The organism is Grimontia indica (assembly GCF_000333895.2).
GTDB classification, from domain to species: Bacteria; Pseudomonadota; Gammaproteobacteria; order Enterobacterales; family Vibrionaceae; genus Enterovibrio; species Enterovibrio indicus.
In genome coordinates this window covers 178951-196485 of record NZ_ANFM02000009.1, presented here as the reverse complement: position 1 = coordinate 196485, position 17535 = coordinate 178951, and the positions used below count along the sequence as shown (strand labels likewise).

Annotated in this window: 13 protein-coding genes; 5 read left to right on the top strand and 8 right to left on the bottom strand. The window is 49.4% G+C overall.

What is annotated here, in order from left to right:
- The 3 genes from D515_RS05635 to D515_RS05625 all read left to right on the top strand — a co-directional run.
- The coding region (locus D515_RS05635; RefSeq protein ID WP_039849647.1) for a VCBS domain-containing protein at window positions 1-3500 on the top strand (3500 nt) is incomplete at its 5' end.
- Window positions 3501-3687: 187 nt separating this feature from the next.
- Window positions 3688-4305 carry a thioredoxin domain-containing protein gene (locus D515_RS05630; RefSeq protein WP_002536832.1) on the top strand — a complete coding sequence of 206 codons (618 nt, stop codon included), beginning with the start codon at window positions 3688-3690 and terminating at the stop codon, window positions 4303-4305.
- Window positions 4306-4349: 44 nt separating this feature from the next.
- Window positions 4350-4664, top strand: a complete 315-nt coding sequence (locus tag D515_RS05625; RefSeq protein WP_002536829.1) for an antibiotic biosynthesis monooxygenase family protein — start codon at window positions 4350-4352, stop codon at window positions 4662-4664.
- A gap of 33 nt (window positions 4665-4697) precedes the next feature.
- Here D515_RS05625 and metC read toward each other — a convergent pair whose 3' ends face one another.
- A complete protein-coding gene (gene metC, locus D515_RS05620) occupies window positions 4698-5885 on the bottom strand; it encodes a cystathionine beta-lyase (protein ID WP_002536827.1) in 1188 nt (395 codons plus the stop codon).
- A 226-nt stretch (window positions 5886-6111) separates the two neighbouring features.
- Here metC and D515_RS05615 point away from each other — a divergent pair, with 226 nt between their 5' ends.
- Both D515_RS05615 and D515_RS05610 read left to right on the top strand, forming a co-directional pair.
- Window positions 6112-6987, top strand: coding sequence for a phosphate/phosphite/phosphonate ABC transporter substrate-binding protein (locus D515_RS05615; RefSeq protein ID WP_002536825.1), 876 nt, complete (start codon window positions 6112-6114; stop codon window positions 6985-6987).
- Window positions 6988-7008: 21 nt separating this feature from the next.
- Window positions 7009-9639, top strand: coding sequence for a hybrid sensor histidine kinase/response regulator (locus tag D515_RS05610; protein WP_002536824.1), 2631 nt, complete (start codon window positions 7009-7011; stop codon window positions 9637-9639).
- Here D515_RS05610 and D515_RS05605 read toward each other — a convergent pair whose 3' ends face one another.
- From D515_RS05605 to D515_RS05575, 7 genes are all read right to left on the bottom strand, one after another.
- Window positions 9640-10569: an aminoimidazole riboside kinase gene (locus D515_RS05605; RefSeq protein WP_002536822.1), complete on the bottom strand. Its 930-nt coding sequence runs from the start codon at window positions 10567-10569 to the stop codon at window positions 9640-9642.
- A 151-nt stretch (window positions 10570-10720) separates the two neighbouring features.
- Complete coding sequence (locus D515_RS05600; protein WP_002536821.1) at window positions 10721-11221, bottom strand: NfeD family protein; 501 nt, start codon at window positions 11219-11221, stop codon at window positions 10721-10723.
- A gap of 3 nt (window positions 11222-11224) precedes the next feature.
- On the bottom strand, window positions 11225-12169 hold the full coding sequence (locus D515_RS05595) for an SPFH domain-containing protein (RefSeq protein WP_002536820.1): 945 nt from the start codon (window positions 12167-12169) through the stop codon (window positions 11225-11227).
- A gap of 109 nt (window positions 12170-12278) precedes the next feature.
- Window positions 12279-13232, bottom strand: a complete 954-nt coding sequence (locus tag D515_RS05590; protein WP_002536818.1) for a hypothetical protein — start codon at window positions 13230-13232, stop codon at window positions 12279-12281.
- 78 nt (window positions 13233-13310) lie between these two features.
- Window positions 13311-15074 (bottom strand): chemotaxis protein CheA, encoded by a 1764-nt coding sequence (locus D515_RS05585; RefSeq protein WP_002536816.1) that lies wholly within the window; start codon window positions 15072-15074, stop codon window positions 13311-13313.
- The gene (locus tag D515_RS05580; protein WP_002536814.1) at window positions 15071-16627 is read right to left on the bottom strand and encodes a chemotaxis protein CheB; all 1557 of its coding nucleotides are present in this window, start codon (window positions 16625-16627) and stop codon (window positions 15071-15073) included. The genes D515_RS05585 and D515_RS05580 overlap by 4 nt, the downstream gene beginning before the upstream one ends.
- A complete protein-coding gene (locus D515_RS05575) occupies window positions 16620-17531 on the bottom strand; it encodes a CheR family methyltransferase (RefSeq protein ID WP_002536813.1) in 912 nt (303 codons plus the stop codon). Before D515_RS05575 ends, D515_RS05580 begins: the two co-directional genes overlap by 8 nt.
- Window positions 17532-17535: the final 4 nt, after the last annotated feature.

Here is a 17535-nt window from a genome sequence, read left to right as displayed (position 1 = left end):
ACACCATTAACAGCGAAGGCTCGCTGGTACATCAGGGTAATGTCACCTCCATAGAAAATGACAATACCCCGCCGGTTATCGTCCAAACCACCGACGGCAGCTACTACCTAGTGGATGCCGATGGCAATACCGCCACGGTGAAACTGGAAATTGGCGAGTCTCTCATCACCACCTCTGGTTCGCTGGATGTGGTGGATGTCGACGGCGGTGACACCACAGTGTTTGAGAACACGACGGTGGAAGGCACTTACGGCACGCTCGAATTGGTCGATGGCAACTGGACTTACACACTGGATGAAACCAAGTCTCAGAGCCTGGGTGAAGATCAAACCGCCCAGGATGTGATCACGCTGACCGCCACCGACGGCACTCAACAAGACATCACTATCACGGTCACGGGTACCGATGATCTGGCTGAAGTAACGGGTGATCTCTCCGCACAAATCTCCGAAGATTCGCAATCTCAAACAGTCAGCGGCACCCTGTCGATTACAGATGTAGATACCAACGACACACCAAGCTTTGCCAATACGACAGTAGCAGGCCAGTTTGGCTCATTATCCTTGGTCGATGGTGAATGGACTTACACTTTGAGCGATGCGGCACAATCACTCAGTGAAGGGCAGCAAGTTGAGGATGTCATAACACTGACAGCGACAGATGGTACCACTCAGGACATCGTCATTACGGTGACAGGTGCTGATGATGCGTCATTCATCTCAGGCACTACTTCCGGTAGCGTGACTGAAGGTGATGCAGGTGACGTGATTACAACCAGTGGCAAACTCTCGGTTAGCGATATTGATAATGACAACGTCACAATTCCAGACAGTAATCAATCGGGAACCTATGGCTCACTCTCGCTTGTTGACGGCGAATGGACGTATACGCTCGACAACAGCAAGGTAGATAGCCTCAACGAAGGCCAGAACGTAACAGATACCTTCACTGTTGAGGCTTCAGACGGTTCAACACAGGAGATTGTGGTGAACATCACCGGTAGTGATGATGCTGCTGTGCTTTCCGGCGACACCACTGGCACCATCAGCAGTACATCAAGCACCACACAAAACGTCACCATAAACCGCGGCTCTGATGGCACCTGGGATGTGGGTGAAGGGGACAACCTGTACCTAAACATGAGCAACATCACTACGAGCGCTGCCTACAGCAACAGTGTCGGTTACTATGTGATGGATGCTGGCGGCAATGTAATTCGTTCCGCAATTATTTTTGACAACGCCCACTCAGTAAACAACTCCAGCATTAATATCAACACCTCTGGTGGCGAGAAAGTGGGGCTGTTTCTGATACCGGACGGAGACAGCAAAGGCTTTAATGTCGGTAGTGTAAGTCTGAGCTTCGGAAGCGGTGGAGTAACAGCCTATCAAGGTGGAGCATCAGGCACGACATTTGTGTCTGAATCATCGAAAAACGGCAGTGACTTCGATTATGAGATTAACTCAGGTACATACTCCGGATGGGAAGATCTTGTAGGCGGCGGCGACCGAGATTTCAACGATGTCGCTTTCTACGTCACCGCCACGCAGCAACAAGGCCAGCCTATCTCAGCCAGCGGCTCAATCGGCGTATCAGACGTTGATAGCGGCGACACACCGACTCTACCGAACACCACAGTTCAAGGTGAGTTCGGTACGCTTGTGCTGACCAACGGCAACTGGACGTACACCTTCGATGAAAGCAAAGCACAGCAAATCGATGAAGAGACTCTGGAAACCATCGTCATTACTGACTCTGAAGGCGGACAACATGAGATTGTAATTGCTATACAGGGTACAGATGATGCGCCAATTGTCACTGGCGTATTCAGTGGTGCAGTGACCGAAGGCGATTACGGCGACAAAGTCACTGTTAGTGGAAATATTGCCATTAGTGACCCAGATGCTGATGATACGCCAGAGTTCCTGAACACCACGATTCAGGGGGACTATGGCACGCTCACGTTAACTGACGGTGTCTGGACTTACGAGCTGGATGACGTGAAAGCAGAAGTTCTGTCCAGCTCCGACTATGTCACCGACACCATCACGCTGACGGCAACGGATGGCACGGTGCAAAACATTAATGTTTCTATCACGGGAACCAATGATGATCCGTTCGTGGTCGGCACCAACACCGCAGCCATTGTGGCACCAGACTCGGTCACCAGTGAATTTGTGGATATTGGCAATGCATTCGTCCTCAATGAAGGTTACACCTTCTCGGGTGGCGACATGCAGTACTACGGTAATGAGCCGACATTCCAGTTCAACGACTCCGGCTCAACCATCCGTTTCTATGATAATGACACCACGGTAGACGGCGACAATTATTCGAACGAGTACGTTCAGGATTCGAGTCAAAAAGTTGAAATCAATGGTGTTCAGTACACCGCCACCTACGACTATCAACTCGATTATCAAGACTCAGCAGGGAATATTTATTCCTTCGCCGTGTTTGATGTCGACCTTGATGGTGACGGTAGCTTTAAGTACGACTCCAATGAACAAGGCCGCGTGATTGTGCAGATAGACGGTCCACAAATCACTCCAGGACTCACCATGGATTACCTGCGTGATACACCTAATCAGCCAAGGTCGATGTCATATTCTGACTTCACTGATTTTTCTGGTGCAACGCTCGAAGCAACAGGTGTGCTTTCTATCGTTGATTTGGATGCGAATGATTCACAACCTGAATTTGCTGACACCACAGTAAACGGCCAATATGGCTCACTGGTATTAACCGACGGTGCTTGGACTTACACACTCGACCCTCACTCAACACCAGCATTAGGAGAGCATGATACTGTTACTGAGGTCATCAGTCTCACCGCCACAAATGGTATGCAAACTCAGGTTAATGTCACCATCGGTGGCTCAGAATCAGCAGTCAACAATGCGTCGCTAAACGGTGTAAGCGATACACTCGATGACGTGATTGCGCTAGATGAAGTCACCTTCTCTGGTAGTGATGGAAATGATCGCATAGCTGGTAGTAGTGAAGTGGACGTATTACTCGGCAACAGTGGCGATGATGTCATTTACGGCAATGCGGGAAATGACATTATCGATGGCGGATTAGGAGATGACCTAATCTTCGGTGGACAAGGCAACGATTTATTAGCCGGTGGCGCAGGGTCGGACACCTATGCCTTCCTGCGTGGAGATCAAGGCACGGTCAGCGAACCAGCCGTTGACCATATTGCTGATTTCGATACTCAGCAGGATGCCATTAATCTCTCTGATTTGTTGAATAACGAAACTGCAGATTCACTCGGAGAATACCTGTCGTTCAGTGACGATGGTGAGGGCCACGCCATGTTGAATATCTCCTCACAAGGTGATGGCAACATTGATCAGCAGGTCGTGTTCGACAACATGAGCATGGAAGACATGGCCGATGCCTACAGCGTAGACATTACCGGGATGACCTCGGAGCAAATCAGCTCTTCGGTTATCGACGCAATGGTGATGCAGAGCAAGATGATCATCGACTAGATAAAAAGAAGCCCAAGAGCCTTGCGCTCATTGCCAGCCGCCCTCCGGCTGGCATTTTTTTATCTAGCTTTTACTCATTTTAGAAACTTGGAGGAGCTCGCATTCAAGTTATTTGGGTATATACTCACGTTTCCAAAAAATTCATCCATCGCGAACATGAATTCGCTAAAAATAGTGATTAAGTTTTATGAACCTCAAGCGTTTCCTTCTTCCATTGTTTGCAGCACTGACAATCTCCGCCTGCAGCGATGAAGCGCCACAAAACGACAAGTACACTACGCTAGCAACGCCTGTGACTGTAGAAAATCTGCCAGCAGTCACCGAAGTCTTTAGCCTGTCATGTGGCCACTGCCGTTCGATGGAAGCGGCCATTCCTGCGATTGAAGCTGCCGCTGATGTAAAAATTGGCAAAGCGCATGTCACCTTCAATGAAAACGCCACCTTTGCGGCAATGATTTACTATTCCGCCATGAGTCAGATTGACGGCGCACCACCAGAAGGTTTGACCGAAGCCCTGTTCAAGTTTGTGCAGGAAGACCAGTCTGATGACGCGGAAAAGAACAAGGCCATCCTGAGTTCGCTGTTTGCGCAATACAATCTGGTCAGCCCTTTTGACATGACCGAAGCTCAACAAGAAGCACTGTTTGCAGATATGGAGCGTGCTGATCAGATCACAGTAGAATCTGAAATCAGATCGGTACCGACGTTTCTGGTTAATGGCAAATATGTGGTGAATACCAGTGCGCATCAAAGTGCCGAGGAACTGGCGGACACGCTAAAAATGCTGATGGCGAAAGGTCAGTAATCTCTCAGCAAGTCGCCCTAAACGCTAACATTCAAGGAATGAAGATGATTCTGGAAGTTGCGATATTAAATGTCATTCCCGGACAGGAAATGGAATTCGAAACCGCATTCGCCAAAGCGCAGACCATTATCGCAGCACAGAAGGGTTACATCAGCCATGAAGTCCGTCGATGTATGGAAAAGGCAAACCGCTACATACTGCTGGTGAACTGGGAAACCCTGGAAGACCACACAGAGAGATTCCGGCAATCCGAGGGGTATCAGGATTGGAAAGCCTTGCTGCACCATTTCTACGATCCCTTCCCGACGGTTGAGCACTATGAATCTGTGCCAAACCTTAGAAACACAAACGGCGCTTGATGCGCCGTTTTTTATTTCTCACCGAAGTCCGATTTACTTTAAGCGTTCAAAGCCAGCTTCCAAATCCGCAATCAAATCTTCTACATCTTCAAGACCAATATGCAGACGAACCAAAGTGCCGCTGAAATCAACCGGGCCAACTGGACGAATGGCATTCAAATCTTCCGGCTGGTTCGCCAGCACCAGAGACTCGTAGCCGCCCCACGAATAGGCCATGCTAAAGTGCGTAAAGTTATCCAGATAATTCGCAATCTGCTCGTCAGTCAATTTCTCTTTCAGCACGAAAGAGAACAGGCCACAACTGCCACTGAAATCGCGCTGATAGTTTTCGTGCCCCACACTTTCAGCCAAAGCAGGGTGATTGACACGTGCCACCTCAGGTCGCGCACTCAGCCAGTTAGCAACTGCAATACTGTTCTCCTGATGCTGTTTCAGGCGCACTCCCAAAGTACGCAAACCACGGGATGCCATGTATGCGGTATCCGCATCAACCATTTGTCCCATCAAGTAAGAGCGCTCGCGCAGACGCTCCCAAGTGCGTGCATTAGCGACCGCTGTGCCAATCATGGCGTCAGAGTGCCCAACAATGTATTTGGTACCCGCTTGAATAGAGATATCAATATCATGCTCAAGCGCTTTAAACAGAATGCCAGCTGCCCAGGTGTTATCAATCATGATCACCGCGTCAGGGTTCACCGCACGTACCGCTTTTACAATGGCTGGGATGTCGGGCACTTCCATAGTGATCGAGCTTGGTGATTCCAGAAAGACCACTGAGGTTTCCGGTTTCACCAAAGCGCCAATTTCAGCACCTTTCATTGGGTCGTAGTAAGTGGTGGAAATCCCCATGTCGGCAAGAATGGTGTTACAGAAGGCCTGGGTTGGCTCATACGCGCCACCCGTCATCAAAACGTGGTCACCGGTTTTGACAAAAGAGAGCATGCTGTTGGCAATGGCTGCTGCGCCACAAGGATAGAGCACACAACCTGCGCCACCTTCCAGCTCAGTCATGGCATCCTGAAAGGCAAAGTGCGTCAATGTGCCACGGCGTCCGTAGAATAACTCACGTTCCCCACGATGTTTTGTCGCCACTTTTTTCTGCGCCACAGAATCAAAAACAATTGATGACGCACGCTGAATCACACTGTTAACACTGCCTTTGCAGTACTCAGATTTTCGCCCCGCAGACACCAGCGTGGTATTCAGTTTTCCTGATGACATGAACTCTCCCTATTCAACCCCAACAATACCCAGAAGCAGAGCCTGGATACCTTCAAAATTCGTATTGGCAAAGATTACCTCAGTTACTGCAGAAATGCAGCGCTCACCCGGTTGAATTTTCTAAGGGGCCATAAAGTGTGCGCTTAATATCCACTCCGCGACTGACGCAAATATAAGACACTGTACTATAGTTAAATCAATGTCAGTGGATAGGGAAATATTCGCAATGAGATCAATAGGTAACCGGAGTTTTAGCAAGGCTATTCTTGCCTTGGGTATCGCCCTCAGCAGTGCCTTTCTAATAACTGCAACCAAAGCTGTGGCGCATGCTGGCGCACACGATGATGAGTCCCAACCACTTGTTTTTGGTATTGTCCCCCAGCAATCCTCAGCAAAACTGATCCGAAGTTGGAGCCCGGTGATGAAGGAGATCAGTGAACTTTCTGGCCTAAAGATCCGCTTTGCCACGGCACCTAACATCCCAGAGTTTGAAAAACGTTTGGCTGAAGGGAAGTATGACATTGCTTACATGAACCCCTATCACTTTACCGTTTTCAATCAATCACCCGGTTACAAAGCCATTGCCCATGCCAAAGACAAGCGAATTAAAGGCATTCTGGTAGTGCGGAAAACGTCGGGCGTAACATCGCTTGAAGATTTGGATGGAAAAAGGCTGGCCTTTCCTGCGCCTGCCGCATTTGCTGCCACCTTGCTGACTCAAGCCACACTCAAAAACAAAGGTATCGTGTTCGAACCACACTATGTCGGTTCCCACGACTCTTCCTATCTCGGCGTGGCTGATGGCCTGTTCGACGCCGGAGGCGGCATTGTCCGCACACTGGGTGGGGCGCCACCTAATGCCAAAGACAACCTAAAAGTGCTCTACACCACTGATGGCTTTACACCTCATGCCATTGCCTCGCACCCGTCCCTTTCAGACGATCAACACCGACGGTTACAGGAAGCGTTTGTGACGCTGGGGAGTACACCTGATGGCAGAAAAGCATTGGAGAAATTGAATATCAAAGGCTTCCAGAATGCGGTCGATAATGACTGGGATGATGTCCGTGCCCTCAATATTTCTGTGATTGAAGCCAAATAACACTGACAGGATCTTAAAGCGATGACGTTTCGCCTAAAGACGATTCTGGGTATTGCGCTTATCGAGCTTATCTTGCTCGCGATACTGATCGTCTCTGGGATCGGCTGGCTAAGGGATTCAAACGAGCAGCAGATCATTAACGACGGTGACAGGCTCTCCAATACCTTCGCCATCGCCGTGCGTGACGCCATTATCTCCACTGACCTCGCCAACCTTCGCGCCTTTACCCGTGAAGCGATTCGTGATGGTGATATTGCCTACATCCGGATCATGAACGACCAAGGACAGGTATTGGCAGAATCAAATACCCTTGGTGATGGCGCTGTCGCACCGGATTATGCGCAGTCGCCCTCTGATGCGATTGATGGGATTTATGATATCCGCCATCCGGTCGCTATCGATGACTATGTCGTCGGCCAGATTGAAGTCGGATTAGATGTCAGCGCATTCAGCCAGCTTATCGATGATGCTCAAAAATACGCTGTTTCCATCGCAGTACTTGAAATGGTTTTGGTTGCCCTGTTCTCTCTTGTCTTTGGCTCATTACTCACCAAACAATTGTTGACGCTTCGGGAAGGCGCACTGAAAATCCAGAAAAATGGCCCTGGCGAAACCGTGCCCGTAGAAGGCAAAGATGAGGTGGCGCAGGTCGCCAATGCCTTTAATGATATGTCAGTCGCTCTTTCCCATACCTATGATGAACTTTCGCGAGAAAAGAACCGGTTCAAACAACTCGCTGCCCAAAACAAAATGCTGGCGGAAATCGTTGAGCAATCCCACGAAGCCTATTTGATCATCGATCTGGGTGGCTATGTGGCGCTGTCAAATGATGCGCTGAATGAGTTACTCGGGTACAAAGAGCGGGAAACCTGTGATAAAGACTTTCAGGTACTCCTGTTCGGTGAACATACGTCTGAAGTCGGTGCCTACCAACTGCAGGAGGCCATCAATAAGGGTGAGCGAGTCACCGTCAGGGCAGAATGCTTTACCCGCACTGGTAAGTCTTTCCAAACCGAAATTACCGCCTTCCCTATCATCAATGCTGCCGGAGTTACTGACCGGTACGTGTTGATTGTCCGTGATGCCAGTGAGCGCCACGAATTTGAAGAAATGCTCAAAGAAGCCGCTTCTGCCGCCCGTTATGCCACCGAAGCCAAATCACAATTCCTTGCCAATATGAGTCATGAGATCCGTACTCCGATGAACGGCATCATCGGCATGTCTGAAATGCTGAAGGAGTCCTCCTTAACCAAGGAGCAAGCCGGGTTTGCCGGCATTATCAATTCCTCAGCCAAAGACCTGCTGCAGCTTATCAATGATATTCTGGATTTCTCCAAACTGGAGGCAAAGAAGTTAAAACTGGACTCAGAAAGATTCTGTCTGGCCGACACTATCGAGGATGCCGCCTCTCTCGCTGCTCTTGCCGCTGCGCGTAAAGATTTGGCGGTGGTTATCGATATTTCTCCCAGCCTGAATACCGAGGTGCAAACCGACGAGCTGCGGTTACGCCAGGTGTTTAATAACCTGCTGAGTAACGCCGTCAAGTTTACCGAACATGGTTACATCCGTTTCCAGTTGCGCGGCGAGTATGACCTCCAGAGCCGGAACACCACATTCACCTTTTCAATCGAAGACACAGGCATTGGTATTCGGGAAGACAAAATTGAAGATGTGACCAAAGCCTTTGAGCAAGTCGACAGTTCCACGACCCGTCGTTATGAAGGAACAGGGTTGGGGCTTTCCATCACGAAAAACCTGCTTGAGCTATTCGGCACTCGACTGGAAGTGCAATCCGAATTTGGTAAGGGCAGCATATTCTCTTTCTCCCTCACCTTACCGACCTTCGAGGATTTAGAAAGCACCCAAGGCGCCCTGATAAACCAACACGTCGCCGTGATCAATGCCGACCCTTTACATCGCCCTATCATCGATCGTTATTTTACCCATTGGCAGGCAAAACTGACTTACCTGACAACACTGGACGTGCTCGAAGCATCGAAGACAACATTTGATGCCGCAGTCATTCTCGCCGCTGATGCAGCGGATCTTCTTCCTGAACCTTACTGTCCTTGGGTTGGCGTGATCCCAAATTTAGCTGATTTTGAACGAAATCCGGATGGTATTGAGCAAAGGTTTATCGTCAAGCCTCTTCGCATGGGTCAGCTACTGCAAGAATTACAACTCAGTTTGATGATGGAGCCTTCCGCTATTGTTTCCCAACCGGTCAAAACACAAAATGACCATTCAGCGTTACAATCATTGTCCATTGCGGTGGTCGATGACATCGAATACAACCGGGAAGTCACCAAAATATTTTTGGCTGGGGTAACAGATAACGTTGTCTATTTTGAGAACGGTAGTGAGGCGATTGCCTACTACAAGAAGAACCTGTTCAACATCCTTATCACTGACATTTCAATGCCAGCTATTGATGGCTATGAGCTGACCGCACGGTTGCGTCAATTTGAGCAGGAACATGATGTCCCCCACCTATACATCATTGGGCTATCCGCCCATGCCGGAAAAGAAGATTTTGAACGGGCAATCAATGCGGGCATGGACAATTACCTCACCAAGCCCCTAAAACGCGCAGATCTGATTGACGCTATAAACCAAGCTGCTGCCTCCAGAATAGAAGCAGCAAAAACTTGATTAACTATCGATAAAAGCCTGAAGGCTCGCTAAATCTGGCAGTGCGGTCATCGCACCTTTTTGTGTGGTCGCCAATGCGCCACAGGCATTTGCCCAGACCACCGCCTCTTTTGCCGTTTCTGCGTGTTTCCAGCTATCACCGGAAAGACGGGAAAGATACCCCAGCAAACCACCCACAAACGCATCTCCCGCCCCTGTGGTATCGACCGGGCTCACGACTTTTCCAGTGATAAGCGACTGAACATCATCGATCACCAGCCAAGCGCCCTCTTTACCCTGAGTAATCAGAATCATCGGAACACCCAACGCTTTCACTTCGGCCAAAGCCTCTTCCAGTTCACTTTTCTGGGTCAGAAACAACAATTCATCATCTGAGAATTTCACCACATCAGCCATCGCGACAGCACGCATCACAACGGGGATAATCTCGGATTGGTTCTGCCAAACTTCATCGCGAAGGTTAGGGTCGAAGCTAACGAAGCCGCCAGCCGCTTTAATGCGCGACATTGCCTCAAAGGTGCTGCTGCGTGTCGGTTCATTAGCCAAAGCAATAGAGCAAGTGTGTAGCCAATCTCCCGCGACAAAGGAAGGGATATCTTCTGGCAGCATGAACTGGTCAGCACTCGGCTTTACCATAAAGGTGAAACTGCGCTCGCCACTGTCATCCAAGTCCACCACCACGGTTGAAGTGCGCTTGTCTTCATCCAAAACCAGATGATCGATGTTCACGCTTTCCTTTTTCAGCGTTTGCGCCAGAAAACGGCCAAAAGGATCGTTTCCAACACGGCCAAAGAAACCTACATCACCATCGAGCCTGGCAACGGCAACCGCCACATTGGCAGGCGCGCCGCCGGGGCATTTCAGGTAAGTCATTTCCGTATCGGGGATCAAATCAACAACCGCATCTCCCGTTAACCACACTTTACTCATCAATTCTCGTCCCTGTCTGAATTCACTACGGTTTAGCTTAGGTCGCGATATCGACTATACCCAAGCGACACAACCCAAGGTGCTTTGTTTATTGGAAAAAGAAAAGGAAGCTATTCAGCTTCCTTTTCAATCGTTTCCCGTCAATACAGGCTCATGAATCGCCGCCATTCTCACTAACAGGCTCAACCATAAATTTACCCACATCAACTGCGGTGACTTTCACCGAACCACCCGCAGGAACTACCTCGTTGCGATGTTTTGGTCCTAAGACCAGCTTCCAGTTCACACCAGAGTATTTCACCGTCACTGGATTGGTTGCGTCCAGTTGTTCTTCAAGGTCGAAAACCAAACCAATAAAGTCGCTGTGAATGTTGTATTCGCGGCGAGGGCCTTTTTGCGATCGTTTGAGTGGTCGCCAGAGAATAGCGGTGAGCACCCCTGCACCAATACCTGAGCCTGCAATCACGGCTGTCAACGTTTCTGGAATGATTCCTGCCCACACCAAACCGCCCGTCACGATAGCTGACACACCCAGTGCCAGCAGAACGATAGTGGAAAGACCCAACAGCCACACTTCGATGATCAGCAGGATTAATCCAATGATAACGGTCGATTCGGCCAAATTGGTTTGCAGGTACGACATCAATTCCATAAGTTATTTCCTAGCATTCAAGGTGTTAATGATGCTCATTGACTCTGCCACCAGCGATGCTGCACTGGATTGGCTGTCAGGCAGCAACACCACTGAAGATTCCTTCGCAATCGCCTTCTTCGCTTCAATCGCTTTGTCCGCAAGATCAAGCTGGATCGCTTTTTGACCTTCTTCGGTTGCCGCCGTGCGACCAACCACTTCCAGAGCCTCTGCCTGCGCTTGTGCCACCGCAAGAATCGCCTGAGCTTCACCTTCGGCTTTCAGGATTTGCTCGGACTTTTCTGCTTCTGCAGCCAATACCCGCGCTTGCTTCTGACCTTCAGCGACGTTGATATCTGCCTGACGTGCGCCTTCTGATTCCAAAATCGCAGCACGTTTCTCACGCTCTGCTTTCATTTGACGTTCCATCGCATCCAATACTGAGCGAGGAGGATCGATATCTTTAATCTCGTAACGCAGCACCTGCACACCCCAAGGCTGCGCCGCCTCGTTGATAGCAGATACGATAGCCGTATTCAGGCTTTCACGTTCTTCAAAAGTCTTATCCAGTTCCATGCGGCCAATCTCAGAACGCATAGAGGTTTGTGCCAGTTGAGTCACGGAGAAGATGTAATCATCAACGCCATAACACGCTTTCACAGGGTCCAGCACCTTAATGTACAGCACGCCGTCCACAACCAGCGAGATGTTGTCACGGGTAATTGCCGACTGTGAAGGTACGTCGAACGCTTGTTCCTTCAGGGTTCTCACATACGCCACGCGGTCAATAAACGGCACCAGCACGTTCAGACCTGCTTCCATGGTTTTGTTGTATTTACCAAAACGCTCGATCACATAAGCCGTATTCTGAGGAACGAATTTGACTGCTGAACGCAGCGCAATAACCACCAAAACCGCAAGAATGACCCAGGTATTGATGAGTGAAGGTAAGATTTCCAGAAAATCCATTGTTACCACCCCAACTGATTGAAATTTCACCCATCATATCGAATGGGCTACGTCCACTGTGCATCAATATATGGAAATTGAGACGGGGGGAGAAAATTAATGCACCAAATCAGAACATGTCTTTGACTTCTTCAATGTCCACTTTGTAGCCGCGCCCTTGAAGTTCATTGTTGAGTTTATGGATATCCTCCAACACTTTGAGGTATTTCGCTTTCTTATCCTCTTTATCCCAGAAGCTCTGCTCGGATTCCGCAACGACCAATTCATTTCTCAATTGGCTCAACACATCTAACACATTAAGATTCACTGCAGCCAAAGCGGAGAAATCTGAACTCTCAAGCTTGTGCAGGAAACGTTTATAGAACGCGAGCACATCCTCTGATTCGTGGATTAGGTTTTCCGTCAACACAGCCCCAATCCCTCTCGCCGTCCCTTTCAGTGAGTGATATTCAGTGAAGAACTTATCCAGCAGCTCTTCCGGAGAATCTTCGCTTTTGTCGCTTCCCAGTTTTTCAATCGCCAGGATCATCAACTCGAGAGCAATCTCTTTTTCTTCTGAGAACAGATCCAGATATTCGGAAGTGTTGCCCTCAGACACTTGCGAGAAATCCGGCTCATAGTTAATCGTGGGCGCACCGTCACTGCCAGACTCCTCAGCCAAATCCAAAATGGCATTTTCGGAGAAAAGCGCAAAGTCGTTATTATTTTCAGAACGGTAAGCGTGATATTGCTTAATCACTGACAGCAAAACAGGCGGGTCGATAAGTTCCCTTTCTACCAGCAGTTGACCCAATGTTCCCCGGCGTTTTTCGACTTCTTTATTGATGATGTCGATAAACTCACTTTTCCAGATATTAAGCTGCAGGCAAGCGGTTCTGAAATCCAGGTTTTCATCATTTTGAAGCGTAACAATCGCAAGAAGCTGCTCGGGGGAAATCAGGCCTTTCTCATAGAGGATCTCTACGCTGTGTGGTGTTTTTCTCACCTGCTCAACCATGGCGTCGGCAAGATCGGAGGCTGAAATCAATCCCGCTTCCAGCAAAAAGCTCCCGAGAATTTTCATCTGTCCCCCCAATCAAGAAACCGTATCTGTCTTAAGTATAAGAACAAAATCAGCAACCCGGACAAAGGGCGCTGATTATCAGTAGCGCGCAAAACGCAGCACTTTCTTCAGGTTGATAACCAAAGCCAAATCACCGTTTCCTAATACGGTGGCACCGGAGAAAATCTTCTCTTGATTCATGCTTTTATCTAAGGGTTTAATCACGATATCCAAGAACGCGCGCACATCATCAACGACCAACCCCCAGTGCTGCCCCCTGTCTTTAAAGGTCACCACACTGACTGACTTTCCTTGCTCATACAAAGACTGAAAGCGTTCTTCACTCGCCAGCGCTCCAAGATAATCCTTCGCTTCAATCAAAGGCGTGACAGAACCTTTCCTCAGCATAGTGGCAGCGCCGTTATCAAACCGGATGGAAATCTCATCATCATCGCGGCTGACACCGACAATCCCAGAGATTTCAGAAGAAGGAATGGCATAATTCAAGCCGCCGATTTGAAGTAAGGCCACTTTCAGCGTTGCCATTGTCAGTGGGAACATCATTGAGACTTCAGTACCGATACCTAATTCTGAGTAGATATCGACGGTGCCCTTTATCTCCTCCACTTTGCGTTTCACCGCGTCCATTCCCACACCGCGACCCGACACGGAACTCACTTGCTCCGATGTGGATAGCCCAGAATGGAAAATCAGCTCCATGGTTTCTTTGTCTGACATCCGGGCCGCTTGCTCTTGTGAAATCACCCCCGTGCTGATGGCCTTATTCAGCACTCTCTGGGTATCGATACCTTTGCCATCATCCTGAATGTTAATGACGACCTTGCCCGATTCGTTGAAGGCGTGAATGAGCAGTCGACCAATCATTGGTTTCCCTGCGTCAATGCGTTCATCAGGCATTTCAAAACCGTGGTCAACCGCATTTCTCACCAGGTGGGTCATCGGCTCATTAATGGCATCCAGTACATTGCTATCAAGCTCGATGTTCTCACCGATGATCTCAACGTCGACTTTTTTCCCCAGCTCATTGGAAAGGTCACGCACCATTCTCCGATATTTACTCAATAAATTGCCGATGGGGCGCATCCGGGTTTTCAGCAGATCCCCCAGCATGTTGTCAGAGATGGTCATCAACTTGTTAGAAAGCTCAGTCAGGCGCTGGTTGTCTTCCTGATCGGCCAAATCGACCATCATATTTCGTATCTGAACCAGTTCTTCGGTATGACTCATCAGCTTTTCCAGCAGCTGGGATTTCACACGTGTGGTCTGCTCGAAATTAGACTGGAGAGGGGAGTTCGTTGGCGCCTTGGTTTTTGACAAAAACTTACGCCCTGACACTGTCTTCGATGTATTTTCCTGGCCTTCCGGTTCAACCAAAGAACAGAGATAAGCCAACTCATCCGCCACATCACCTTCAAACGCAAAGGTATCTTCACAGAAACGGATATCGAAGGTTTCCTTATTCAGAAAACAGGTCGCCATATCGGCCAATAAGGCTTCTTTGATCTCGCTGTAATCCTCATTCGGCTTACCGTTAATAAACGAGCGGAAGTCCTCAGCCACCGCATGAATGGCCCGCGCTAAAAGCTCGCTGAGCGTCTCATCGAGCTCACAATCTTCTGCTGCAAGATAATCTGTCAGCGATTGAATATTCAGAAGCAAATCATCGACAGCGCGATAAGGCGTCATGTCATTGGCTTGGTAGCCTTCATGGAAAGTCATGAACTGTTCGATTTCCTCATTCACGTTGGAAAGCGATGCGGTGTCATCTATCAGAGCTTCAATATGCTGGGCTTTCTCTGCCAGTGCTTTTAAATGGGTCGTTTGCGATGCTTTTCTTCTCATCCTTCATCCCCATTCATTGCCGCCGTTTTGGATAGGTTTTCTGAACCCGGCGTTTGAAATGATTTCACCGCGGCTTCAATCACACCTGCGATGCCAATCAAAGGAACGGTTCGGCATACTGCTCCCAGCTCTTTCGCCGCTCTCGGCATGCCATAAACGGCGCAGCTCTCTTTATCCTGCGCGATGGTGAACGCGCCATCACGTTTGAGGCTCAGCAGCCCCTTGGCGCCGTCCCTTCCCATTCCAGTCATCAGGGCTGCCACTTTCTTGAGTTTTTTGATCCTGAGCGCAGACTGAAACAGATAATCCACCGACGGTCGAAAGCCATTGACTAACGGGTCGTCGGTAATCCTCACTACCACTCGCTCATCCGGCAGCTGCATGAGCCTGAGATGCTTCCCTCCCGGCGCCACATAGACATGAGAACCTTCAAGCAGGACGCCATCTTCCGCTTCACACACATTGAGCCGGGACGATTTGTTGAGCTTCTCAGCTAATGAGTGGGAATAGTCAGACGGTATGTGCTGAACAATACAAACGGGCGGAAAGGGGCTTGGGAGATTCTTTATCACACAATCCAGCGCATCTATTCCCCCGGTTGACGCGCCCAGGAGCACCACCGTGTCGACAGGAACGGGGGTTTGCCGTGGTTCAAGCATGTCGGCACATTTCCCCATTTCATACATCCAGGCTTTTGTCGCAAGCGCAGAGGTCAAAACCTGATTAAAGGTGGCCGATGTCGCCACAAATTGGTACCTGCCCACCGCCTGATTGAGTTGGTGGAATTCTGCGCCTGTGAGAGCTCTAACATTTGGAGAAATCACAACGATGGGAACACTCTCTCCGCTCTTTACTCCACCTAACCTTTGAATTCCCGATAGCTGATGGGTATCGATCACAATCGCATCCGGCGCCAATGTTGAGGCTTCCTCAAACAGGGTTTCAACATCAGGAAAACCTTCTATGCTCAGGTCATCTCTATCTTCCAGCACTTCAGAAAAACCATCTTGGTTTAGCGCTGTCGGCGTCGAAAATACCCTGTGCAACTTGGTTTTCCTGGAGTGGCAGCTTCTGGATGGCGGGTATTGCTCCGCAACAAAGCGAAAGTCCACTTCGCCGGAGAAAGGGTTGAAGCGGACTTGTCGCCCTTCTGAACTGCCAATTGACACTCCGAGTACAGGAACGCCATAAAGTGCCAACAGTTCGAACGCGATGGAGATGTTCCTGACACCTATTTGCTGTGACTGTAAGAAGTCGCCACCATTGAGTTGGGCACCGCCAAGCACCCAAGCTGTTAGATTTTCGAGCCGCGAAGAGGTGTGCTTGAACCGACGCAGCAAGTTGGGAATGGCAAAGCAACCAAAGTCATTGGCATCGCTGTTTTGGGAAAAGTTATCCGGCGCACTCGGCAGTCGGTAGTGACACATACCGCCACTTCTGTTTTCCTTGTCCCAAATACACACAGTGACGCAAGTGCCCACTACTGTCTGCATCCAGGCGTTTTTGCGAAAGAAGAAACACAGCTCACCAGAGCTGACCTGGGTATCAGCCATCGCCATACCCTTTCGCTGCCACCTTTTTGTAGACCGAGGTGCCCACCTGCTCTATCCCAAGCTCCATGTTGTTCAACGTTTCTGTCAAACCAACAAAAATCAGCCCCCCTGGCTGCAGCTGGCTCAACAAAGAACGGACGACTTTTTCCCCCGTCGCAGAAGGAAAGTAAAACAGGACATTGCGGAGGAAAATGTAATGAAACTGAATGCCAAACTTGTCAGAGAAATGAATCAGGTTATGTTGGCGGAATTTGATTTGACGGCGGAGCACATCAGCCATCTCAAATGTGTCGTCATTTGGATTGTCTGAGAAGGTAATGTATTGGTGCCTGAACTGGATGGGGATCTCGCTCGCCCTTTCCTTTTCGTAACGGCCGCTCTCACACATCGCGAGCCTTTGAGTATCAATGTCAGTCGCCAGGACTTTGCCTTCAAAGCCGGGGAGCTCCTGTTGGAGTTCATCGCATATCATGGCAATGGAATAAGGCTCCTCCCCACTGGCGCAGGCCGCTGACCAGATAAACACGGAGTCTGAGCGATGGCGGGCGACAATATCCTTTTTCAACACCTCAAAGTGGTAGGCTTCGCGAAAGAACTCAGTTTTGTTGGTGGTGATGGCGTTGGTGAACTCTGTTAATTCCCGTCCACTCATGTCGGCTTTCAGGTAGTCGGCATATTGTTTGAATGAGTGGATTTTGAGTGCGAAGAGACGTTTGTTAAGACGGCTTTCCAACATGGTGCGTTTGTCGGGAGAGATTCGGATTCCCGCATGGTGGTATATCAAATCTGCAAAATGCCGGAATTCGCTTGGGGACAGCTTCGCCCGGGAAACATCAAAGCGGCTGACATTTTCAGTCACGTTATCAAGCGCTTTGACGTTAAGAGGGTCGACTTTCTGCACCATGGAC

Coding starts and splice junctions, on each gene's coding strand:
- D515_RS05630 (WP_002536832.1), top strand. CDS start 3,688: ATGAACCTCAAGCGTTTCCTTCTTCCATTGTTTGCAGCACTGACAATC.
- D515_RS05600 (WP_002536821.1), bottom strand. CDS start 11,221: ATGGAATTGATGTCGTACCTGCAAACCAATTTGGCCGAATCGACCGTT.
- D515_RS05590 (WP_002536818.1), bottom strand. CDS start 13,232: ATGAAAATTCTCGGGAGCTTTTTGCTGGAAGCGGGATTGATTTCAGCC.
- D515_RS05605 (WP_002536822.1), bottom strand. CDS start 10,569: ATGAGTAAAGTGTGGTTAACGGGAGATGCGGTTGTTGATTTGATCCCC.
- D515_RS05595 (WP_002536820.1), bottom strand. CDS start 12,169: ATGGATTTTCTGGAAATCTTACCTTCACTCATCAATACCTGGGTCATT.
- D515_RS05625 (WP_002536829.1), top strand. CDS start 4,350: ATGATTCTGGAAGTTGCGATATTAAATGTCATTCCCGGACAGGAAATG.
- D515_RS05610 (WP_002536824.1), top strand. CDS start 7,009: ATGACGTTTCGCCTAAAGACGATTCTGGGTATTGCGCTTATCGAGCTT.
- D515_RS05580 (WP_002536814.1), bottom strand. CDS start 16,627: ATGGCTGATACCCAGGTCAGCTCTGGTGAGCTGTGTTTCTTCTTTCGC.
- D515_RS05615 (WP_002536825.1), top strand. CDS start 6,112: ATGAGATCAATAGGTAACCGGAGTTTTAGCAAGGCTATTCTTGCCTTG.
- D515_RS05575 (WP_002536813.1), bottom strand. CDS start 17,531: ATGGTGCAGAAAGTCGACCCTCTTAACGTCAAAGCGCTTGATAACGTG.
- metC (WP_002536827.1), bottom strand. CDS start 5,885: ATGTCATCAGGAAAACTGAATACCACGCTGGTGTCTGCGGGGCGAAAA.
- D515_RS05585 (WP_002536816.1), bottom strand. CDS start 15,074: ATGAGAAGAAAAGCATCGCAAACGACCCATTTAAAAGCACTGGCAGAG.